We start from the raw sequence: 18,982 nt of genomic DNA, 5'->3' as shown, positions 1-18,982 counted from the left end.
GTGAATGAACGATGGCGTAACGTAGCGGCGGCAACCGGGCTTTTGAACGCCCAGGGTGTCCCCCAGCCCACCATTTTTGCTGAGATGACCGCGCTCGCGATGCGCACTGACTCCGCGAACCTGGGCCAGGGTTTTCCTGATGCTGATGGCCCCGCTTGGGTGAGGGAGGCCGCGGTTGAGGCGATTCGGGCCGGCGCGAACCAGTACCCGCCGGGGCGCGGCGTTGCCGAGCTGCGGCAGGCGATCGCGGCGCATCAGCAGCGCCACTACGGCATTACCGTCGACCCCGATCATGAGGTGCTTGTCACCGCCGGCGCCACTGAGGCACTGGCCGCCGCGATTACGGCGCTGGCGGGCCCGGATGACGAGGTCGTCACGATCGAACCGTTCTACGACGCGCACGCGGCAGCGATCGCGCTGGCCGGTGCCATGCACGTCACCGTGCCGCTCACCCCGGCCGCGGCACCCGCGAACTTTGCGCTCGATCTCGCAGCGCTTGAGCAGGCGGTGGGTGAGCGCACCCGCATCATCTTGGTGAATTCACCGCACAACCCCACCGGCACGGTGCTCACGGGCGCAGAGCTGGCCGCGATCGCGCACGCGGCCCAGCGCGTCAACGCCATCGTCATCACTGACGAGGTGTACGAGCACCTCACGTTCGGTGCCGAGCACACCCCCATCGCCACGCTGCCCGGCATGCCCGAGCGCACGCTCACGATTTCATCGGCCGGCAAAACCTTCTCCCTCACGGGATGGAAGATCGGCTGGGTGACCGGGCCCCGGGCGCTCATCGACGCCGTCGCAACGGTGAAGCAGTTTCTGACGTACTCGGGCGGTGCCCCGTTTCAGCCCGCGATTGCGCGCGCCCTCGATGACGGGGCGGCCGATGTGGCTGAGCTGCGCGAGAGCCTCGGGGCCCGCATGGAACTGCTGCTGCAGGGGCTGCGTGATGTTGGCCTCGACCCGGTGCGCCCGGGTGGCACCTACTTCGTGTGCGCCGACGCCTCCCCGCTGTTCGCGGCGGTCGCGGCGAAAACGGGCACCCCGGTCATCGACGGCGCGGCCTTTGCCCGCGCGCTCCCCCTCGTCGCAGGAGTAGCCTGCGTGCCTGTGTCGGCGTTCTGCCGCGACGGCTCCCCCACCGCGCACGCCCTCGCCAACTGGGTGCGCTTCACGTTCGTGAAGGACGAGGCCGTCATCCATACGGCGCTCGCACGCCTCGCCGCTCTCGTCAACGACTGATCCGGATCCCGCCGGCCCCGCAGCCCCATTCAGGCCTGAAACGCCGCTGGCCCGAGCACAAAAAGTGCCCGGGCCAGCGGTGTTAGTGCTGCGGTGTTAGCGCTGCGTTGCGGCTTCGCGGCCGAGACGCACGAGCTCAGCGGTGTGCTGCGAGGTGCGAATCTGCGCGGTGACGAGCTCGAGGCCGATGCGCACGAAGATGACGCTGATGAAGCCGGGGATCCAGCCGAAGACGAGCCAGAGCACCCCAAACATCATGTAGGCGGGTTCGCCGCCGCCACCGAACGCGCTGCTCGCGGCGCTGGCGATGCCACCCAAGATGAACATCATCACGACGGTGCCGATCCAACCCAGCCCGAGCAGAATCACGAAGATCAGGTAGATGACCTTCACGAAGCCGGTCGTCACCGAGCGCTCAGCGGCAAAGCTGAGGTCGAACAGGCTGCGGAAGAAGCCAGCCTGCCCCGAGTGAGCCGGAGCCTGCTGCTGCTGGAATGACTGCTGGAACGGCTGCTGCGTTGCGCCGTAGCCAGCACCCAGGTTGGCGGTGGATGCGGTCACGCCCACGGGTTCAGCGGCGCGCGTCTGCTGCGTCCACTGCTCGCCGTCCCACTCCCGCATCTGGCCCGAGCCGCTCGGATCCGGGTACCAGCCTGCTGCAGGCTTCTGGGGAGTTCCTTCGGTCATGTCTGTGAGTTCCTTCGCTCGGTGTGCTTCGAACGAGCGCCCGCTTAACCAACACGTATCAGTTGGACACCCTCAAGCGACGCTACCAGAGCGCCTACCGCCGTTGCCACCCCGCGTGGGCCACACCCGGTTGAGCTGCTGCGGCTGAGCCCGCTGGGCCTGGGCCAGCCCCCGGCTTCGCCTGGGAAACAAAATAGCCCCCGACGCTGGTGTCAAAACACCAGGTCAGAGGCTATTTTACTGCGGAGGATAGGGGATTTGAACCCCTGAGGGCGTTAACCCAACACGCGTTCCAGGCGTGCGCCATAGGCCGCTAGGCGAATCCTCCTCACTGGCAAAAGCCAGCGCTTGGAAGTCTACCGGTTTCTCGCCACAGCTCCGAATCGACACCCGTATTCACCCGCTATGCACCCCCGCACGCCGGTCGACCGAGCGTCGCTTTCCTGAGAGTTTTCGACCCTCGACTTGAAAGTAACGGAATGGTAACGCATACTTATTGAGGCGCCCCGGCCTCGGCTAGGCGCCAATTTGTTTGAACTAGAGGAGTTAAGTACGTGAGATTTCCTGCCAAGGTATTGATTGTGGGCTTGGTGTCTTCCGTAACTTTCGCGTTCGGTGCAGCCCCATCATTCGCAGAAACTCCCGTTACGGATTTCTCATCAGCAGCCCTGCAGCCCACCACCGGCGTCACGCAGTCACTCGCCACCACCGGCGATCCGCTCGCTGGCGTCGCCATTGATTCCATCCTCGCGATGGAAGAGGTCGCCAACGTGCCCCACGGTTTTGACGTGAAGGCTGCGATTGCGCTCGCTGAAGAAGAAATCGGTACGAGCCGTCCCACCGGCTGGAGCCAGCCCGGTGAATGCATCATGTCGGCGCAGCGCTGGATCGTAGCCGGCGGCGGCGCTTGGACCGGCGGCGGCGACCCCGTATCGAACTACAACAACGCAACTCGCATGACACTCGCCACGGCAGCCCCCGGCGACATCATCCAGTACGAGTTCATGAGCTCCCCCACCTCTTGGGTCACCGGCGTGCACACCGTGATGATCACGGGCGTGAACGACGATGGCACCTTCACCATCATTCAGTCGAACAGCCCCGGCGGCTCGGGCCTCGTCTCGCAAGAAGAGAACTGGGTACCCCAGTCCCCCGCAGGCTTCGAAGCAGCTGTCTGGCGCTTCTAAGCCCCACACACTTCACCGCTGCACCGCAGCGTGACACCGCGAGGGCCTGAGCTCGATTCCTATCGAGCTCAGGCCCTCGCGTTTGTGTATTAGTGGGCGAGCGCGCGCTCGTACGCGTCCACCAGCGCCTGCATGCGCTGCGACTGCAGAAACGCGGCACCAGCGTCGGCGGCGACGCGCACGTCGCGTGATCCGGATCGAACAGCGGCCGTTGCCGGCTCAGCGCCGAGCTCAGCAGCACCAAGCCCAGCAGCACCGAGCCCCGAGGCGGCGAGTTCAGCGACCGCGGCACGCAGCGCCGCGGCCAGATCGGCCACCGTGGGGCCCGCGGCCACCCATACCGGGTCGACGGCCACATCGGCGGCCACTTCGGGGTCACTGAAGATCGTGGGGGTGCCCAGCACGGCAGCCTCAAACGGGGTGAGCCCCTGCGTTTCGAAACCAATCGAGGTTTGCACCAGTGCATCTGCGTTGCGCATCGCCGCGAGCGCGTCTGCGTAGGGCACCGGCCCCGCGAGGTGCACGCGGTCTGACAGCTTCAGCTCGGCGATGCGCTCGCGCACCTTGGGCAGCAGCAGGCCCGCGCCGTGCAGGGTGACGTCGGCGTCGATGCCCGATTCGGCGATCGCGTCAATAAATTCGAGCACACGCTTTTCTTGGCTCATGCGCCCGAGCCACACGAGTGCGGGGCGCGACCTGGGCGTTCTGGGCGCCGCGAGCTGCGCGGTGATGGCCTCGTCGTCGACGCCGCCGGGGGTGACGAGCACGTGTGCGCTCACTCCGCGGGCCTCAAGCAGTTCGGCAAAGTGCCGCGAGGGCGCGGTGACCACCGCGGCTTCGGCGGCGAGCTCGGCCAGATAACGCCAGGCGCCCCGCGATGCCGGGTCAACCGCGCCGCGCGCGCGACCCAGCACGAGCCCCCGCCAGGCGCGCAGGCCAGTGAATGCCACCTGCGCCACCCACCGAAACGGGGTGACGGCGCGCGTGCCCTCTTCAACGTGGTTGTGCATCGTGTGCACGACGGGAACGCGCAGCCCGCGAGCGGCACGCAGCCCAATCAGGGCGCCCCAAAAGTCGCCCTGCACGTGCACCACATCGACGCGGGGCAGCGCTGCAAGCGCGCGCGACAGCGCCCGGTCGGTGCGGGCGCCCGGCCACGAGATACCGTATTCACGATCGGCGGTGATGGGCCGCGACGGGAGATCGATGTAGGCGTCGCGGTCGGCAGCGAGCGGTTCGTAGCCCGCCCGGTGCAGCGCGGGGGCGACGATGGTCACCCGGTGCCCAAGCCGCTCGAGGTACTTGCGCTGCAGCCGGATCGCCACCTGCACCCCGCCCAGTGAGTCGGGGTGTTGGTCGGTGACGATCAGTACGTGCATTAGCGGCTGAGCTTTTCGCCGCGGTACAGCGCCTCGAAGGTGTCGAGTGTGCGATCAATGTCGTGCACCTTCACGGCTTCGAGCGAGGCACGCTGCATCTGCTCGTACTCTGCGGGCGAGAACGTGAGCACCTGCCCGAGGCGGTCGGCCAGCTCGCGGTCGTTACCGGGCTGGAACAGGAAGCCGTTCTCGCCCTCGTGAACGAGGTGCGGCAGCGCCATCGCGTTGGCGGCCACAATCGGCAGCCCCGACGCCATCGCCTCCATCGTCGCGATCGACTGCAGCTCAGCAATCGAGGCGATCACGAACACGCTCGCCCCGGTCAGGTGCGCGCGCAGTTCGGCATCGGTGACCCGGCCGGTGAAGGTGACGCGGTCTTTAATGCCGAGTTCGCCCGCGAGCTTTTCAAGGTTCTTGCGCTGGTCGCCGTCGCCCACAATGGTGAAGCTGGCGTTGAGTGCGTGATCGAGACGGGGAATGGCCCGCAGAATCACATCAATCTCTTTTTCGAGGGTGACCCGGCCAACAAACACGATCTTGTGTTCGTCGCGGGGGCCGACCACGGCCTCATAGTCTGAGGCGCGCAGACCGCAGCTCACCGGCAGTACGCCGCGGCGGTGAGTGTTGCGCTCGAGGAAATCGGCGGCGCGACGGGTGGGCGTCGTGACTGCCGAGGCCAGCTTCAAGATGCGATCGGCGCCGCGCCAGCCCCAGCGCACGAAGACGCGCTTGGCACGCTCGGGCAGCAGCGTGAAATCGAGCACGTTCTCGGGCATCACGTGGTTCGTGGCGACGATGCAAATACCGCGCTTGCGACCCTCGATCGCGAGTGCGCGACCAATGATGACGTGCGACTGGATGTGAATCACATCGGGGCGCACCCGATCGAGCAGCTTGCGCGCCTGCGGCCTGGCACGCCACGGCATCACGAATCGCAGCCAATCGTGCGGGTACCAGCGCCAGCTCGCCCAGCGGTGCACCGTCAGCGGCTCACCCTCGATCGTCTCGACAAAGCTGCCAGCAGAGGCGTGCGTTTTTGACGGCGCCACCACGTGCACATCATGCCCGCGCCCCACAAGACCGGCGGCGAGCCGCTCTGCGAACCGTGCCGCCCCGTTGACATCGGGCAAGAAGGTGTCACACCCGAGCAGAATACGCATCGGTCGCGGGGTGTCAGCTTGGCTCACGGAGTCTCAAATCCTTAGGTCGTGGCGCATCGTATTTTGCGCTGCGCTGCGCCGGTTATAAATCGAGCGCTGCACACATACTTTGAACAGCCCCCAGTGTATTGAACGGGCCTCTCCGAAACACCGTAAAACGTCATCGTCACCCAAAGGTGAGCTAAATATCAGACCAGGGTGCCATCTTTGAGCCCGAACGCATCCCCCAAATGTCTCATTACTCACCCCAAAAGCACAGTGCTTTAAGTTCTGGGTCCCAAACCACCAATAATCTGAGTGACTGGCATCAGGGTTCCTGGACCGACAACCTTAAAAGATGGCCAAAGTAAGCTCGGTTGCAGCCGTCAAGATCGGTGCACGCATTCGTGCTGTGCGCCGCAAGTTCGGTATTTCGCTCGAAGACCTGGGCGAACTGTCTGAAATCAGCTGGACCAGCATCGGCAAGATCGAGCGGGGCGCGTCGAGCCCCACGGCCGAGTCCCTCGTGCGACTGGCGACGGCCCTCGAGGTGGATCCGGGGATCTTCCTTTCAGGAATCGTCGCCGATGACTACGGCGTGCGCGCGCACCGGTTCACGGTGCGCGACCTCATTCGCGGCCGCGCTGAACAGCGCGATGAGGCTGTTGAACCCACCGCGGCGCCCGAGGGGTCAGCTGAGGCATCACCTGAGACGCACGACAGCGGTGACGACGGGGATGCGCCCGAGGCACCTGGCGCCAACGCCGCCGGATAATGACGCAGCTGGCTCGGCTAGTCGCGGGCGCGCGCCGACAGCACGGTAAATGTGCGGTCTCGGGCGAGCTCACGCGTGGGGCCCACCGCGCGCTCAATCAGCGGGCGGTAGCGCAGGTGTGAGTTGAACACGACCCGCAGCTCTCCCCCGGCAGCCAGCGCACGCGTGCACTGGCGAATGAGGCGATGCGCCACCCCGGCGTGCACGGTGGCACCCGTGTGGAACGGCGGGTTCAGCAAGATGAGATTAGCCCAGCCATCGGCGACCGCTTCAAGGGCGTCGCCGCGGTGCGGATTCACCCGGTCTGCGACCCCAGCAGCGGCGGCGGTGAGCTCAGTCGCGGCCACGGCGGCGGCCGACTGATCGGTGGCGATCACACTCGCGTGCGGCCAGCTGCGCACGGCAGACACGGCGAGCACGCCGTTGCCGCAGCCGAGATCGACGACGTGCTGGGTGCGGTGCGGCGGGTGGGCACGCAACGTTTCGAGCAGCAGTCGGCTGCCGTGATCGAGGGTTGGGCCGCCAAAGGTCTGCCCGAACGCAGCCACCTGAAATTCGAGGGCGGGGTCGCTGCCCCACTTGGGAAACGGCGCCGCCGCGAGCCCCGCCGCGTCTGTGCCCAGCTCGCGCACGCCCACGGCCGACAGCACCCGTGATTTGCGCCAGCCCAGCCCAGCCGTAACGTTGTCGAGGCGCTCGGCCAACACTTCGTTCATGCGACGGCTCATGTGTTTTTCGCGGCCGCCCGCGAACACCCGCACCTCGGGGTGCGCAAACGCGGCGATGGCCCACACGATTTCGGTGAGGGCTTCGAGACCGCGCGGCAGCTGAATCAGCACCACCCGGGCACCCGAGAGCAGCTCGCTGTTCAACGGCTGCGAGCTGTAGTGCTCGGTAAGCCCTGCACGCTGCGCGTTCTCGGCGAGCGCGCGCTCCCCCAGCACCGGGTCTTGATGCGTGCGAATCTGGCTCGCCCCGTACAACTGCGCCGCCCCCAGGGTGAGAGCACCGTGTCGGTCGCCAATAATGGCGAGCTCGCCGGGGCTCGCCGCCTGAATGGCTTCCCCAGCTTGGTCGAGCAGCAGCACGTCTGCGGCGTCGAACGCGCGCAGTTCTTCGGCATCGAAATCGGGGTCGCGCGAGAGCCGCTCACAAAACGCTTCAATGGCGTCTTTCGTGGGCAGTTCGTCGGCGTTGTGTGCGTCGGTCATGGCTTCCACACCACAACCTCGGCGGCACGGCGTACACGAGTGCCGCGGTGCAGGGTAATGACCTCGCCGCCGGCAGATCCGGCAGCAAATACGCGCCGATCGGGGCGCCGCAGCTGCTCCTCGGTGAGCGTGCGTTCGAGATCGCGCACGCGCGTCTCGAGATCGCGCACCTTGGCTTCGAGCTGAAACACCCGCCTGATGCCCTCGAGGCTGAGCCCCTCGATCGACAGCCGGGCAACCTCGCGCAGCTGAGCAACATCGTGCAGTGAATAACGGCGCGTGTTGCCGCGCGTGCGGCGCGGTGACACGAGCCCGATGCGGTCGTACTGCCGCAGGGTCTGCGGGTGCATCTCGGCCAGCTCGGCGGCAGCGGCGATCGCAAACACCGGGGTGTACCGATCCAATTGCTCATTCGCCATATTGCCTTCCTCGGCCAAGATGCTGGATGATGCCGCACCCCGCAGGATCCGGATCATCGGAAAGTTGAGAGTGCGGGCGGCCGGGGCCGCCCGCACAGTGAGGGAGCTGCTTAGCCGCGTGAGCGGGCCAGCAGATCCTCTCGGGGATTCTCCCGTGATTCGACCGCGTGGAACGCTTCGAGCGCTTCACGGGCTTCGTCGGAGAGGTGGCTGGGAACAACCACCTGAACCTCGGCGAGCAAGTCACCGACGCCCTTCGAGCTCGTCACACCGCGGCCCTTGACGCGCAGCATGCGGCCGCTCGGGGTGCCGGGCTGAATCTTCAGCTTCACAGTTGAGCCGCCCAGCGTGGGCACCTCGACCGTTGCGCCAAGCGCCGCCTCTGAGAACGTGACGGGCAGTTTCAGCCGCAGGTTCTGGCCATCGCGTTCAAACACGGGGTGCTTGCGCACCGCGATCGTGAGAATGATGTCGCCCGCGGGCCCGCCGTTGGGGCTGGCTTCGCCCTTGCCGCGCACCTTGATTTTCTGGCCATCAGCGACCCCGGCAGGGATCTTGACCTTCACGGTGCCAGCAGGCCCCTGAAGGCTGATGGTGTGACCCGTGACCGCGGTTTCGAAGTCGAGCGTCGTTGACGCCTGCACATCGCGACCGGGCTGGGGGCCGCGTGCGCCGCCACCAAACATGTTGAAGATGTCTTCAAAGTTTTGGCCGCCGCCCTGGGCGCCGTACTGGCCACCCCGGGCACCGCCACCGCCGCCAAACATGCCACCGAAGACATCGTCAAAGCCCTGACCTCCGCCGCCGCCCGAGGTAAACCTCGCACCGCCTGCGCCCATCGCGCGGATCTGGTCGTATTCGGCACGCTGCTCAGTATCAGAGAGCACCGAGTATGCCTCGCTGATCTCCTTGAACTTCGCCTCGGCCGCCGCATCACCCGGGTTTGAATCCGGGTGATACTTGCGGGCCAGCTTGCGATAGGTCTTTTTCAGGTCAGCATCATTGACGCTCTTCGAGACGCCGAGGATCTGATAGAAGTCCTTCTCAAGCCAATCTTGACTAGCCATCAGCACCCACCGCCACCGCCACCTTGGCGGGACGCAGCTCGAGGTCACCGAGGCGGTAGCCGCGCTCGATGACATCAAGCACGGTGTCTTGCTCGGTGCCGGGAACCGGCACCTGGGCGATGGCTTCGTGCAGCTGCGGGTCGAACAGGTCGCCCTTTTCGCCGTAGCTGACGACGCCAAACTTCTCGAGTGTGCCGCGCAGCTTCTGCGCGATCGCATTGAAAGCTGAGCCTTCAACGAGGTCGCCGTGCTGCTCAGCGCGGTCGAGGTCATCGAGAATGGGCAGCAGGGGTGACACTGCCGCAGCGAGTGCACGCTGCTTTTCAACTCCCACATTGGCCTCGGTGCGCTTACGGTAGTTCGCGTATTCGGCGCTCAGGCGACGCAGATCTTCGAGGTAGGGGTTCGCCTCGTCGTTCGCGGGATCCACGGCCTCGGTTGCATCAGCATCGGCGGCTGCCGCGTTCTGCTCCGAGTTCAGGATGTCCTCGACCGTAAGGTCGCCTTCCTGCGGCACGGGGCCGGAGGCATTCGCCTCCGGCCCCGCTGCAGGAACCTCACTGCCGTGCTGCTCGTCGCCGACAGAGTCGTCGTTCGCGCCGGGCACGTGCTGTTCCTCGTTCGTCATGGTTACTTCTTCTCCTCGTCGTCTTCAACGACCTCGGCGTCAACGACGTCGTCTTCGTTCGACTCTTCGGTTGCACCCTCGGGAGCCTCAGCCTGTGCGGCTGCGTAGATAGCTTCGCCGAGCTTGCTCTGGCTCTCGCCGAGCTTGTCAGCTGCCGTCTTCACTGCGGCTGCGTCTTCGCCCGCGAGCGCCTGCTTCAGCGCGTCGAGATCGCCCTGCACCTCGGTCTTGACGTCCTCGGGCAGCTTGTCCTCGTTGTCAGCGATGAGCTTCTCAACCGAGTAAGCGAGCTGCTCAGCAACGTTGCGCTGCTCAGCTGCCTCGCGGCGCTGCTTGTCTTCTGCAGCGTGCTCTTCAGCCTCGCGCACCATGCGCTCGATGTCTTCCTTCGACAGCGTCGAACCACCCGAGATGGTGATCGTCTGCTCGGTGCCGGTGCCCTTGTCCTTGGCCGAAACCTGAACAATGCCGTTGGCGTCGATGTCGAAGGTGACCTCAACCTGCGGCACGCCGCGGGGTGCCGGCGCGATGCCGGTGAGCTCGAAGGTGCCCAGGTTCTTGTTGTCGCGAGTGAAGTCGCGCTCGCCCTGGAAGACCTGGATCGCTACTGAAGGCTGGTTGTCTTCAGCGGTGGTGAAGGTCTCGCTGCGCTTGGTGGGGATCGCCGTGTTGCGGTCGATCAGCTTGGTCATGATGCCACCCTTGGTCTCGATACCGAGGCTCAGGGGGGTGACGTCGATGAGCAGAACGTCCTTGCGCTCGCCCTTCAGCACGCCAGCCTGCAGGGCTGCGCCTACGGCTACAACCTCATCGGGGTTGACGCCCTTGTTGGGCTCGCGGCCGCCCGAGAGGCTCTTGACGAGCTCGGTGACTGCGGGCATACGGGTTGAACCGCCAACGAGCACGACGTGAGCGATCTCAGAGACCTTCACGCCGGCCTCTGCAACGACGTCCTGGAACGGCTTGCGGGTGCGCTCGAGCAGATCCTTGGTGAGTTCTTCGAACTTGGCGCGGGTCAGCGTCTCGTCGAGGTTCGCGGGGCCGTTCTCGGTGAGCGAGAGGTAGGGCAGCTGAATCTGGGCGCTCATCGAGTTCGAGAGCTCCTTCTTCGCCTGCTCTGCAGCTTCCTTCAGACGCTGCAGGGCGATCTTGTCCTTCGACACGTCAACACCGGTCGAGCTCTTGAACTGCGTGATCAGCCAGTCAACAACGCGCTGATCCCAGTCGTCGCCGCCGAGGCGGTTGTCGCCAGCGGTCGAACGTACCTGAATGGTTGAGAAGTCGTCATCCTTGCCCACCTCGAGCAGAGAAACGTCGAACGTTCCGCCACCCAGGTCGAATACGAGGATGAGCTCGTCTTCCTTGCCCTTGTCGAGGCCGTATGCCAGTGCGGCAGCGGTGGGCTCGTTGATAATGCGCAGCACGTTGAGGCCAGCGATCTCGCCGGCTTCCTTCGTGGCCTGACGCTCTGCGTCGTTGAAGTATGCGGGGACGGTAATCACTGCGTCGGTGACCTTGTCGCCGAGGTAGGTCTCTGCGTCGCGCTTCAGCTTCATCAGCGTGCGAGCGCTGATCTCCTGAGCGGTGTAACGCTTGCCGTCGATCTCGTCAGTCTTCCAGTCAGTGCCCATGTGGCGCTTGACCGATGCGAGGGTGCGATCGACGTTGGTGACTGCCTGGCGCTTTGCGGTCTCGCCGACGAGTACTTCGCCGTCCTTGGTGAACGCAACGATTGAGGGGGTGGTGCGGAAACCCTCAGCGTTCGCGATGACGGTGGGCTCGCCACCCTCAAGAACTGAAACAACTGAGTTCGTGGTGCCGAGGTCAATGCCGACTGCACGTGACATACATTTCTCCTTCTTGAACACTGCGGCGCTGGTTGCGCCCTGGTCTGTGTGCTCGCTCCCCAGAATGTTGCATTCTCGAGATTGAGCCTGATGGACTCAAGTTTAGTAAACGCTCGGCGAGAGTCAAGTCGATTCACCAGAACTTGAGTCGATCACACTCAACTTTCAGTTTCGCAGCGATATGACCGCCGTACAGATACGCTTGCACCATGAGCGAGCTCGCCCCAGAGGCCCCCGCAATTTCACCGGCCAACCCCGTCAAGAAGCGCACCGTGTTTGCGTGGTCGCTGTGGGACTGGGGCTCTGCCGCGTTCCAAGCGGTCGTCACCACGTTCGTGTTCAGTGTCTACATCACACAAGAAGCGTTCGGGCCCGAAGAAGTGGTGTCGGCCAAGCTCGGCACCGCGCTGCTGATCGCCGGCCTCGCCGTCGCTCTGCTCGCCCCGGTCACCGGGCAGCTCTCTGATGCTGCGGGCAAACGCAAACTCTGGATGGGCATCAACACTGCGGTCGTTGTGGCCTGCACCGCGCTGCTCGTGCTCGTCGCCCCCGAACAGCAATTCCTCATGCTCGGCCTCGTGTTGCTTGCCATCGGCAACGTCGCGTTCGAGTTCGCCGGCGTGAGCTACAACGCCATGCTGTCGCAGATTTCCACGAATAAGAATGTCGGCCGAGTCTCGGGCTTTGGCTGGGGCATGGGCTACCTCGGCGGCATCGTGCTGCTCGCGATCTTGCTCGTCGGCTTCATCTTCCCCGATCCCGGCTGGTTTGGGGTTACGCACGAAAACGGCTGGAACGTGCGCGTCGCCATGATCATCTCGGCCCTGTGGTTCGCCGTGTGCGCGATTCCGGTCTTCTTCGCGGTGCCCGAAGTTGCTGCAGATCCCCACCGCAAGATGGGCATGCGCGGCGTGCTCTCCTCCTACGGCACCCTCTTCAAGCTCATCGCAGACCTCTGGCGCGACACCCGCCAGACCCTCGTCTTCCTCGTCGCAAGCGCTGTGTTTCGCGACGGCTTGGCGGGCGTCTTCACCTTCGGCGGCGTCATTGCGGCGCTGAGCTTCGGGTTTAGCCCCACCACCGTCATCATCTTCGCGATCGCCGCCAACGTCATCGCCGGCGTCGCCACGATCGCGGCTGGCTATGCAGAGGATCGCATCGGCGCCAAACCCATCATGATGTGGTCGATCATGTGCATGGTGATCGCCGCGATGCTTGTGTTCTTGCTCGCCCCGCTGGGCACCTGGGTGTTCTGGGTGTTCGGCCTGCTGCTGTGCATCTTTGTCGGCCCGGTGCAATCGGCGAGCCGTTCCTACCTCTCACGCCTCATTCCTGCGGGGCGCGAGGGAGAAATCTTTGGCCTCTATGCGACGACGGGCCGCGCCGTTTCGTTCCTCGCCCCCGGCGCATTCACGATCGCTGTTTCGCTCGGCGGTGCCGCGATCTACGGCATCTTGGGCATCGCGCTCGTGCTGCTCGTAGGCCTGCTACTGCTGCTCATGGTGCGCGTGCCCAAGCCGTAACCTGCGCGATCATGGCACTCGCTCACCCCGACGCGCGATCATGGGCAGCCGCGCATTCCGCCGCCACGCGCCCGCGGCTCGGCATGCTCGAGGCAGTCGCGTTTCAGGCGCACCCCAGCGCGGTCCCCACGTTTGGTGAGGATGGTGCCGCGATCGCTGGCATTCTTCGGCGATCTCGCCCCGGATCAGGGCCCCGCCTCATCACCGGCCTCGTGATGGCCCTGTGCGCGCTGGGCGCGGTCGCCCCCATCGCCGCGGTGAGCGTCATCGGAGCCGAGTCTTTTCTCATCGACCGGGTGCCCGCAAGCGTATCCGTGCCCGTGGCATCCTGGGCTTTTGTGCTGAGCGCGGTCACCCTAGTAGCCGTACTTATCGCCTGGCTGCGGTCAGGTGCGTACTGGTCTGGCGTGCTGTGCGGGCTCGGTGTTGTATCGGCGCTGTTTGCTGGCTTCGCGCTGATCAGCATGCCCCGGGTAGCAACGCGCGATGCGCATGAACTGCCTAACCTCGCCTACGTACCTGTTTGGCTAGCGCTGCTGTTCGGCTGCACGCTCGCGGTCGCTGTCGCGATCCGGGCCCGGCACCACCCGCCCGAGGAAGCACGCCCAGTGCCCGGCACCGCGCAGGAGTCACGGTCGGCGGTGGCTCAGATTCCGCGGGCCGCACTCGCACAGGTGCTTGCCGACCGTGACGCGGCGCTACGGGTGCTCGCCGACCGCTCGCTGATTGATGCAGCGACGCTCGAGCGAGCGTTACGCGCGGCGCCCGGCACACTCTTCACGCTCGACGCGGGCGACACCGCAACCGCTTAGTGGCCGAAGTCGCGCGAGGAGTGCCGGCCGGGCTCGCCCGTGTCGAGCGCGGTGATCGCGGCCATCTCGGCGTCGCTCAACGCGAAGTCGAAAATGTCGAGGTTCTCGCGCTGACGCGCGGGGTTTCCCGACTTGGGCGCGGCCGCGTTGCCCTGCTGCACATGCCAGCGCAGCACGATCTGGCTGGGCGTTTTACGGTGTGCGGCGGCCGCGTGCTGCACTGGGTCGGAGTCGAGAAAATCGCCGCCACGGCCCAGCGGGCTGTACGCAATAGTGACGATGCCGTGCTCGCGGTGCAGCTGCTGCTCTGCGGGCCACACGTGCGCGGGGTCAAGCTGAATCTGGTTCACCTCGGGCGTAAGCCCCGCGGCAAACACGGCTTCGAGGTGCTCGGGCAGAAAGTTTGACACCCCGTAGGCCCGAATCTTGCCGGCGTCGCGCAGCTGCGCCAACCCCCGCACCGCGTCGACGTAGCGACCCTGATCGGGGTTTGGCCAGTGCACCAGCAGCAGGTCAATGGTGTCGACCCCCAGCCGCTCGGCCGAGTTTTCAAATGCCTGCTGCGCCCCTGCGACGCTGTGCCATTCGCGGTTGAACTTCGTGGTGATGAACACGTCTTCGCGTGGCACCCCGCTGCGCCGCAGCCCCTCACCCACACCGCGTTCGTTCTGGTAGTTCTCGGCGGTGTCGATGTGGCGGTAGCCTGCGGCGAGCGCCGACGCGACCGCGTCGGCTGTTTCGGCGTCGTTCATGGGCCAGGTGCCCAAGGCGAGGGCGGGCATTTCGGCCCCGCCCGACAGAGTGATCGTGGGAGCGTGCGACAGTGCGGATTCCATGGTTGCCACTCTAGTGAGCGGTGCTGCGCCGCGGCTAGGGCGCTGGGCGGTACCCTGGTGAGGTGGCCCGCCCTCCCCTTTCCCCCGAACAGCTCGACGTTTACGAACGCCTGGAGCACACCCGCGAACATGTTTTTGTGACGGGGCGCGCTGGCACCGGTAAGTCGACGATTCTGAACCACCTCGCGTGGAACACCAGCAAGACGATTGCGGTGTGTGCCCCCACGGGCGTCGCTGCGCTGAATGTGGGCGGCCAGACCATCCACTCGCTGTTGCGGTTGCCGACCGGCATCATCGCCGATCACGACCTCGATCAGCCGGCTGAGCTGAAGAAGATGCTCGCCGCGATCGACACCCTCGTGATCGATGAGATCTCGATGGTGTCGGCCGATTTGATGGATGCGATTGACCGGTCGTTGCGTCAGGCTCGCGGTAAGAAGCTTGACCCGTTCGGTGGCGTGCAGATCATCATGTTTGGTGATCCCTTCCAGCTGCCACCGGTGCCGCCGCGTGACCCGCACGAGCGCGCGTACTTCCACGACACCTATCGGTCGCTGTGGTTCTTTGACGCGAAGGTGTGGCAGCAGGCCGACCTCGCGGCGATTGAGCTCACCGAGGTACACAGGCAAAGCGATAACCGCTTTAAGCAGATCTTGGGTGCGGTGCGCCACGGCGTCGTCGACGCCGATCAGGCTGGCGAGCTCAATGCTGCTGGTGCCCGGCCCGCACCGCGCGATGTCATCACCCTCGCCACCACCAACGCGACCGTGAACCGCATCAACGCGGCCAGGCTCGCTGAGATTCGCGGATCGGGCCTGAAAGCCGTCGCCGAGGTGACGGGCGACTTCAAGGAAAACACCTACCCCGCAGACGAGGTGCTCGAGCTGAAGCCCGGCGCCCAGGTGATGTTTTTGCGCAATGACCCCGACGGCCGGTGGGTGAACGGCACGATTGGCGTGGTGTCCCAGGTAAAGGGCACCGTATGGGTCGAGGTGAACAACGAGGAGTTCGAGGTCGAGCCCACGGTGTGGGAGCGCTTCAGGTACCGCTACGACGCCGACACCAAGAAGCTTGAGAAAGAGGTTGTGGCCGAGTTTGAGCAGTTTCCGCTGCGCCTTGCGTGGGCGGTGACCGTGCACAAGTCGCAGGGTCACACCTACGATGCCGCGAACGTCGATCTCGGCCCGCGCGCGTTCAGCGCTGGCCAAACCTACGTGGCGCTCAGCCGCGTGCGCTCGCTCGAGGGCCTGTATCTGGCACGCCCACTGCAGCCACGCGATGTCATCGTCGATCCCAACGTGGTGCGCTTCATGCAGGAGCGCGGCGTGGGCCAGGCCGCCTCCGCGTAACGGCGCTGCGGGCGCCAGAGTGGTCAATCACCATGCTCCGGATCCCGGGCGTCCCGCCCGGCCACACAGGTGCCGCACCAACACATCAGCCGGGCACTCACCTCAAAGAGGTAAGTGCCCGGCTGATGTATATCCCGGTCGCGGTGACCAGAGCGAGGGCAGTTAGGCTGCGGCTGCCGCTTCGAGCTTTGCCTTGCCCAGGTCAACGAACACGGCGGTGTTGAAACCGTAGGCCGCGCCCACCTCGGCGAGCATGCGCTGCTGCTCAGCTTCGTTCAGCGTGACACCGAGAGCATCAAGGGCGCCACGGTAGCCGGCCTTGAACTCGTCGAGCGAGCCCAGCGCCGTGAAATCGTAGAACGACAGGCCGTCACCCTCAAGACCGTGCTGCTTCGCGACGCGACGAGCGATCATCTGACCGCCCGACAGGTCACCCAAGTAGCGGGTGTAGTGGTGCGCGATGAGACCGGGGATCCAGCCCTCAGCCGACACCTCACGAATGCGTGCGGCGTAGGCATCAGTTGCGGGAACTGCCGCGATCTGGTCGGCCCAGTCAGCGCCAATCAAGAAGGCCAGGTCGGCTTCGAGAGCCGCGATACGCTCGAGCTCTGCGCGGTGGAACGGCGCGAGCGTGGCGTTGCCGGCGTGCTGCGCGGTGGCTTCTTCGAGAGCGAGGTACATGAAGTAGTGCTGCACCGACAGGTCGATGTAGTCCTGCTTGGTGGCCTTGCCGCGCATGATGTCTTCCATGAACGTGGCGCCCTCGCTGCTCGAGTGGTCGCCCCATGAGCTTTCACGTACAACAACCGAGAACGGCTTCCCGCCATCGGCGTATTCTGCGGCCGCGTGCGGGTTACCGCCGTGAGCTGCATGCGGGTTACCACCGTGGGCAGCGTGCGGGTTGCCGCCGTGGGCGTGGCCCCCGTGCTCGCCGTGCCCCGCGGGCTCAGCCTGGTGCTCTTCGCGGGCGTCAATACCGAGCGCCTTACAGGCAGCGCGGTACACCAGCACGACCTCCCGGCGAATCTCGGCACGCTCTGAGATCGGCGCCGCAGGCCACGGCACAGACAGCTCGTGTTCACCCGCAGCATCGATTACACGCCAGATGCCAGCGTCTCCAGTGACGCCCACCATCGTGCTCTCAGACGCTTCGGGGTAGCCGAACGCCCGAGCGATCAGCAGGTTGTCCTCCCCATGGTCACCATTCATGTGGCCGGTTACCCCGGCGATTACGTCTTCAGCAAAGTTCGTCACGTCCCTTATTCTAGGCCGCTCACTGCGGAAGAAACCACGTCGTGAATTCAAACCCGGGCGCGTGAGCCCGCGACTCCCAGCCCCAACCAGTAGAATTCCGTTGTTTTGTCTTTATTCACCTGACGTGGATTCGAAGCGTTGATTGGCGGACGAGTTTGATTTCGAACCTTGCACATCGAGGCCGTTTTGCAGCGGTTGCACTCGTGGCGTCAGCAGCGCTGTTGCTCAGTGGCTGCTCTGGCGATCCCACCGTTCCCTCAGCGTCTGACGTGTCGACCGTGTCAGATGGCGCGGCGACCCGCATCGACGAGGCCATCGCCTCGGCGATGGCGCAGAGCGGTTCAACCGAAGCCGTGGTGGGCGTTTGGGGCACCGGTGACGCCGAGTATGTGCGTGGCTACGGTGACGGCGTCAATGCCAACACCAAGATTCGGGGCGCCCAAGCGACGGGCCCGGTCATGTGTGCACTGCTGCTGGATCTCGCCGAGGCGGGCAGCATCGAGCTCGACCGCGAGATCTCGAAGGATCTGACGCGTCAGTCGGGCATCGAGGGCATCACGTACCGCCAGCTGTGCGACATGCGCTCGGGGCTCGCTGATTTCAAGGACGGGTACTCCACCCTCTTCACAAACAACCCGGCCCGCTTCTGGCCGGGGCAAGAGCTTCTCGCGCAGGGCTTCGCCCACTCGCCGCTGAAGTGGCCTGGCCTGAACGTGAACATTTCAGACACCAACCTGGTACTGCTCGAGCGCGTGCTCAAGGTCAAGATGAGCCAGGAACCCTCAGAGATGCTGCAGTCTCACGTGTTCTCGAAGGCCGGCATGGGGTCGACCTATTACCCCGACCTGGGCTCGACCACCATCTCAGGTTCGACGCTGTCGGGCCTCACCTACCCCGCAAACCGCAAGGGCAAGGTGCAGTGCGACGTTGAGCCCGTCGCGGTGCCCGATGTTTCGCCCTCGATGCTCTCGGGCGCAGGCGCCACGGTCACCACGGTCACCGACCTGAAGAACTTCTACGAGCACTTCACGGGCGGCACCTTCGGTGGCAGCTCATACTCGTCGCTCGTCACCGACACGATTCCCGTCAAGAACCCCAAGCGTGACGCCGAGGGCCAGCCGAAGACTGAGCCCGACACCGAGGGCCTCCAGTGGGCGTTCGGCGCCGAGAAGAGCGGTCCCCTGTACGGCCGCGCCGGGCGTATCACGGGCACACTCACGGCCGCCTACACCGACCCGACCACCGGTTACTCGGTCGTCGTGGCGTTGAATAACTCCTCGGCCGGCAGCAAGTTCGTGAAGCGCCTCGCGTTTGAACTCGCCGCCATCTCGGCTGAAGAGGGCTTCGGCCCCGAGCTGCCCTGGAGTGTCGAAGACCAGACCAAAGCGCTGAGCAAAGCCGCGATCTGCCAGTAACACGGCCCACAATTCGGGTGTGCACGGGAGCCCTCGCCAAACTGCTATAGTTGGTGCGGCGAGGGCGTCACCCCCGAGTTCGGGATCGTCGTCTAGTGGTAAGACATCAGCTTCCCAAGCTGAGAATGCGGGTTCGATTCCCGTCGGTCCCTCTGAAAAAAGAAAACCCCCGCACACCGCGGGGGTTTTCTTGTTTGTGCGAGATACGCGGC

The 18,982-nt window shown here is 65.1% G+C and carries 17 protein-coding genes and 2 tRNA genes; 8 read left to right on the top strand and 11 right to left on the bottom strand.

Annotated features, from left to right (window positions below):
* Positions 1-1,242: an aminotransferase class I/II-fold pyridoxal phosphate-dependent enzyme gene (locus tag JOF28_RS10770; protein ID WP_209705746.1), complete on the top strand. Its 1,242-nt coding sequence runs from the start codon at positions 1-3 to the stop codon at positions 1,240-1,242.
* A gap of 96 nt (positions 1,243-1,338) precedes the next feature.
* Here the strand turns inward: JOF28_RS10770 and JOF28_RS14560 are convergent, their stop codons facing one another.
* Both JOF28_RS14560 and JOF28_RS10760 read right to left on the bottom strand, forming a co-directional pair.
* Positions 1,339-1,929, bottom strand: coding sequence for a DUF4282 domain-containing protein (locus JOF28_RS14560; protein WP_245189936.1), 591 nt, complete (start codon positions 1,927-1,929; stop codon positions 1,339-1,341).
* Positions 1,930-2,172: 243 nt separating this feature from the next.
* Positions 2,173-2,257: transfer RNA gene (locus JOF28_RS10760), tRNA-Ser, on the bottom strand.
* A gap of 262 nt (positions 2,258-2,519) precedes the next feature.
* Between JOF28_RS10760 and JOF28_RS10755 the strand changes: the two genes are divergently transcribed.
* Positions 2,520-3,116 (top strand): CHAP domain-containing protein, encoded by a 597-nt coding sequence (locus tag JOF28_RS10755; protein WP_342452152.1) that lies wholly within the window; start codon positions 2,520-2,522, stop codon positions 3,114-3,116.
* A gap of 89 nt (positions 3,117-3,205) precedes the next feature.
* Here JOF28_RS10755 and JOF28_RS10750 read toward each other — a convergent pair whose 3' ends face one another.
* Both JOF28_RS10750 and JOF28_RS10745 read right to left on the bottom strand, forming a co-directional pair.
* Positions 3,206-4,495 (bottom strand): glycosyltransferase, encoded by a 1,290-nt coding sequence (locus JOF28_RS10750; protein WP_209705744.1) that lies wholly within the window; start codon positions 4,493-4,495, stop codon positions 3,206-3,208.
* Positions 4,495-5,655 (bottom strand): glycosyltransferase, encoded by a 1,161-nt coding sequence (locus tag JOF28_RS10745; RefSeq protein WP_209707034.1) that lies wholly within the window; start codon positions 5,653-5,655, stop codon positions 4,495-4,497. Before JOF28_RS10745 ends, JOF28_RS10750 begins: the two co-directional genes overlap by 1 nt.
* Positions 5,656-5,992: 337 nt before the next feature.
* On the opposite strand from JOF28_RS10745, the gene JOF28_RS10740 reads away from it, so the two are divergent.
* A complete protein-coding gene (locus JOF28_RS10740; protein WP_209705743.1) occupies positions 5,993-6,409 on the top strand; it encodes a helix-turn-helix domain-containing protein in 417 nt (138 codons plus the stop codon).
* A gap of 17 nt (positions 6,410-6,426) precedes the next feature.
* On the opposite strand, the gene JOF28_RS10735 is transcribed toward JOF28_RS10740, so the two are convergent.
* The 5 genes from JOF28_RS10735 to dnaK form a co-directional block, all read right to left on the bottom strand.
* Complete coding sequence (locus tag JOF28_RS10735; RefSeq protein WP_209705742.1) at positions 6,427-7,620, bottom strand: class I SAM-dependent methyltransferase; 1,194 nt, start codon at positions 7,618-7,620, stop codon at positions 6,427-6,429.
* The gene (locus JOF28_RS10730; RefSeq protein ID WP_209705741.1) at positions 7,617-8,039 is read right to left on the bottom strand and encodes a heat shock protein transcriptional repressor HspR; all 423 of its coding nucleotides are present in this window, start codon (positions 8,037-8,039) and stop codon (positions 7,617-7,619) included. The genes JOF28_RS10735 and JOF28_RS10730 overlap by 4 nt, the downstream gene beginning before the upstream one ends.
* A 110-nt stretch (positions 8,040-8,149) precedes the next feature.
* On the bottom strand, positions 8,150-9,106 hold the full coding sequence (locus JOF28_RS10725; protein ID WP_209705740.1) for a DnaJ C-terminal domain-containing protein: 957 nt from the start codon (positions 9,104-9,106) through the stop codon (positions 8,150-8,152).
* A complete protein-coding gene (locus tag JOF28_RS10720) occupies positions 9,099-9,734 on the bottom strand; it encodes a nucleotide exchange factor GrpE (protein WP_209705739.1) in 636 nt (211 codons plus the stop codon). Before JOF28_RS10720 ends, JOF28_RS10725 begins: the two co-directional genes overlap by 8 nt.
* A 2-nt stretch (positions 9,735-9,736) precedes the next feature.
* The gene (gene dnaK / locus JOF28_RS10715) at positions 9,737-11,581 is read right to left on the bottom strand and encodes a molecular chaperone DnaK (RefSeq protein WP_209705738.1); all 1,845 of its coding nucleotides are present in this window, start codon (positions 11,579-11,581) and stop codon (positions 9,737-9,739) included.
* Between the two features lie 209 nt (positions 11,582-11,790).
* On the opposite strand from dnaK, the gene JOF28_RS10710 reads away from it, so the two are divergent.
* Together JOF28_RS10710 and JOF28_RS10705 are read left to right on the top strand one after the other, a co-directional pair.
* Positions 11,791-13,104 (top strand): MFS transporter, encoded by a 1,314-nt coding sequence (locus tag JOF28_RS10710; protein WP_209705737.1) that lies wholly within the window; start codon positions 11,791-11,793, stop codon positions 13,102-13,104.
* A gap of 11 nt (positions 13,105-13,115) precedes the next feature.
* Positions 13,116-13,916 (top strand): hypothetical protein, encoded by an 801-nt coding sequence (locus tag JOF28_RS10705; RefSeq protein ID WP_209705736.1) that lies wholly within the window; start codon positions 13,116-13,118, stop codon positions 13,914-13,916.
* Here the strand turns inward: JOF28_RS10705 and JOF28_RS10700 are convergent.
* On the bottom strand, positions 13,913-14,752 hold the full coding sequence (locus tag JOF28_RS10700) for an aldo/keto reductase (RefSeq protein ID WP_209705735.1): 840 nt from the start codon (positions 14,750-14,752) through the stop codon (positions 13,913-13,915). The genes JOF28_RS10705 and JOF28_RS10700 overlap by 4 nt on opposite strands.
* A 62-nt stretch (positions 14,753-14,814) precedes the next feature.
* Here JOF28_RS10700 and JOF28_RS10695 point away from each other — a divergent pair, with 62 nt between their 5' ends.
* A complete protein-coding gene (locus JOF28_RS10695) occupies positions 14,815-16,101 on the top strand; it encodes an ATP-dependent DNA helicase (RefSeq protein WP_209705734.1) in 1,287 nt (428 codons plus the stop codon).
* 162 nt (positions 16,102-16,263) lie between these two features.
* Here JOF28_RS10695 and JOF28_RS10690 read toward each other — a convergent pair whose 3' ends face one another.
* The gene (locus JOF28_RS10690) at positions 16,264-17,355 is read right to left on the bottom strand and encodes a biliverdin-producing heme oxygenase (protein ID WP_342452151.1); all 1,092 of its coding nucleotides are present in this window, start codon (positions 17,353-17,355) and stop codon (positions 16,264-16,266) included.
* A gap of 203 nt (positions 17,356-17,558) precedes the next feature.
* On the opposite strand from JOF28_RS10690, the gene JOF28_RS10685 reads away from it, so the two are divergent.
* The gene (locus JOF28_RS10685) at positions 17,559-18,770 is read left to right on the top strand and encodes a serine hydrolase domain-containing protein (protein WP_342452150.1); all 1,212 of its coding nucleotides are present in this window, start codon (positions 17,559-17,561) and stop codon (positions 18,768-18,770) included.
* Between the two features lie 81 nt (positions 18,771-18,851).
* Positions 18,852-18,922 (top strand) — tRNA-Gly (locus JOF28_RS10680).
* The last annotated feature ends 60 nt before the right edge of the window (positions 18,923-18,982 follow it).

It is taken from the genome of Leucobacter exalbidus (genome assembly GCF_017834145.1).
Lineage (GTDB): Bacteria > Actinomycetota > Actinomycetes > Actinomycetales > Microbacteriaceae > Leucobacter > Leucobacter exalbidus.
The sequence above is the reverse complement of the archived record's forward strand: the minus strand, read 5'-3'. Positions and strand labels throughout refer to the sequence as shown.

Bases quoted from the DNA above. Each gene is read 5' to 3' on its own strand.
- JOF28_RS10705 (WP_209705736.1), top strand. From the start codon at position 13,116: ATGGCACTCGCTCACCCCGACGCGCGATCATGGGCAGCCGCGCATTCC.
- JOF28_RS10725 (WP_209705740.1), bottom strand. From the start codon at position 9,106: ATGGCTAGTCAAGATTGGCTTGAGAAGGACTTCTATCAGATCCTCGGC.
- dnaK (WP_209705738.1), bottom strand. From the start codon at position 11,581: ATGTCACGTGCAGTCGGCATTGACCTCGGCACCACGAACTCAGTTGTT.
- JOF28_RS10720 (WP_209705739.1), bottom strand. From the start codon at position 9,734: ATGACGAACGAGGAACAGCACGTGCCCGGCGCGAACGACGACTCTGTC.
- JOF28_RS10730 (WP_209705741.1), bottom strand. From the start codon at position 8,039: ATGGCGAATGAGCAATTGGATCGGTACACCCCGGTGTTTGCGATCGCC.
- JOF28_RS10735 (WP_209705742.1), bottom strand. From the start codon at position 7,620: ATGACCGACGCACACAACGCCGACGAACTGCCCACGAAAGACGCCATT.
- JOF28_RS10700 (WP_209705735.1), bottom strand. From the start codon at position 14,752: ATGGAATCCGCACTGTCGCACGCTCCCACGATCACTCTGTCGGGCGGG.
- JOF28_RS10745 (WP_209707034.1), bottom strand. From the start codon at position 5,655: ATGCGTATTCTGCTCGGGTGTGACACCTTCTTGCCCGATGTCAACGGG.
- JOF28_RS14560 (WP_245189936.1), bottom strand. From the start codon at position 1,929: ATGACCGAAGGAACTCCCCAGAAGCCTGCAGCAGGCTGGTACCCGGAT.
- JOF28_RS10740 (WP_209705743.1), top strand. From the start codon at position 5,993: ATGGCCAAAGTAAGCTCGGTTGCAGCCGTCAAGATCGGTGCACGCATT.
- JOF28_RS10710 (WP_209705737.1), top strand. From the start codon at position 11,791: ATGAGCGAGCTCGCCCCAGAGGCCCCCGCAATTTCACCGGCCAACCCC.
- JOF28_RS10750 (WP_209705744.1), bottom strand. From the start codon at position 4,495: ATGCACGTACTGATCGTCACCGACCAACACCCCGACTCACTGGGCGGG.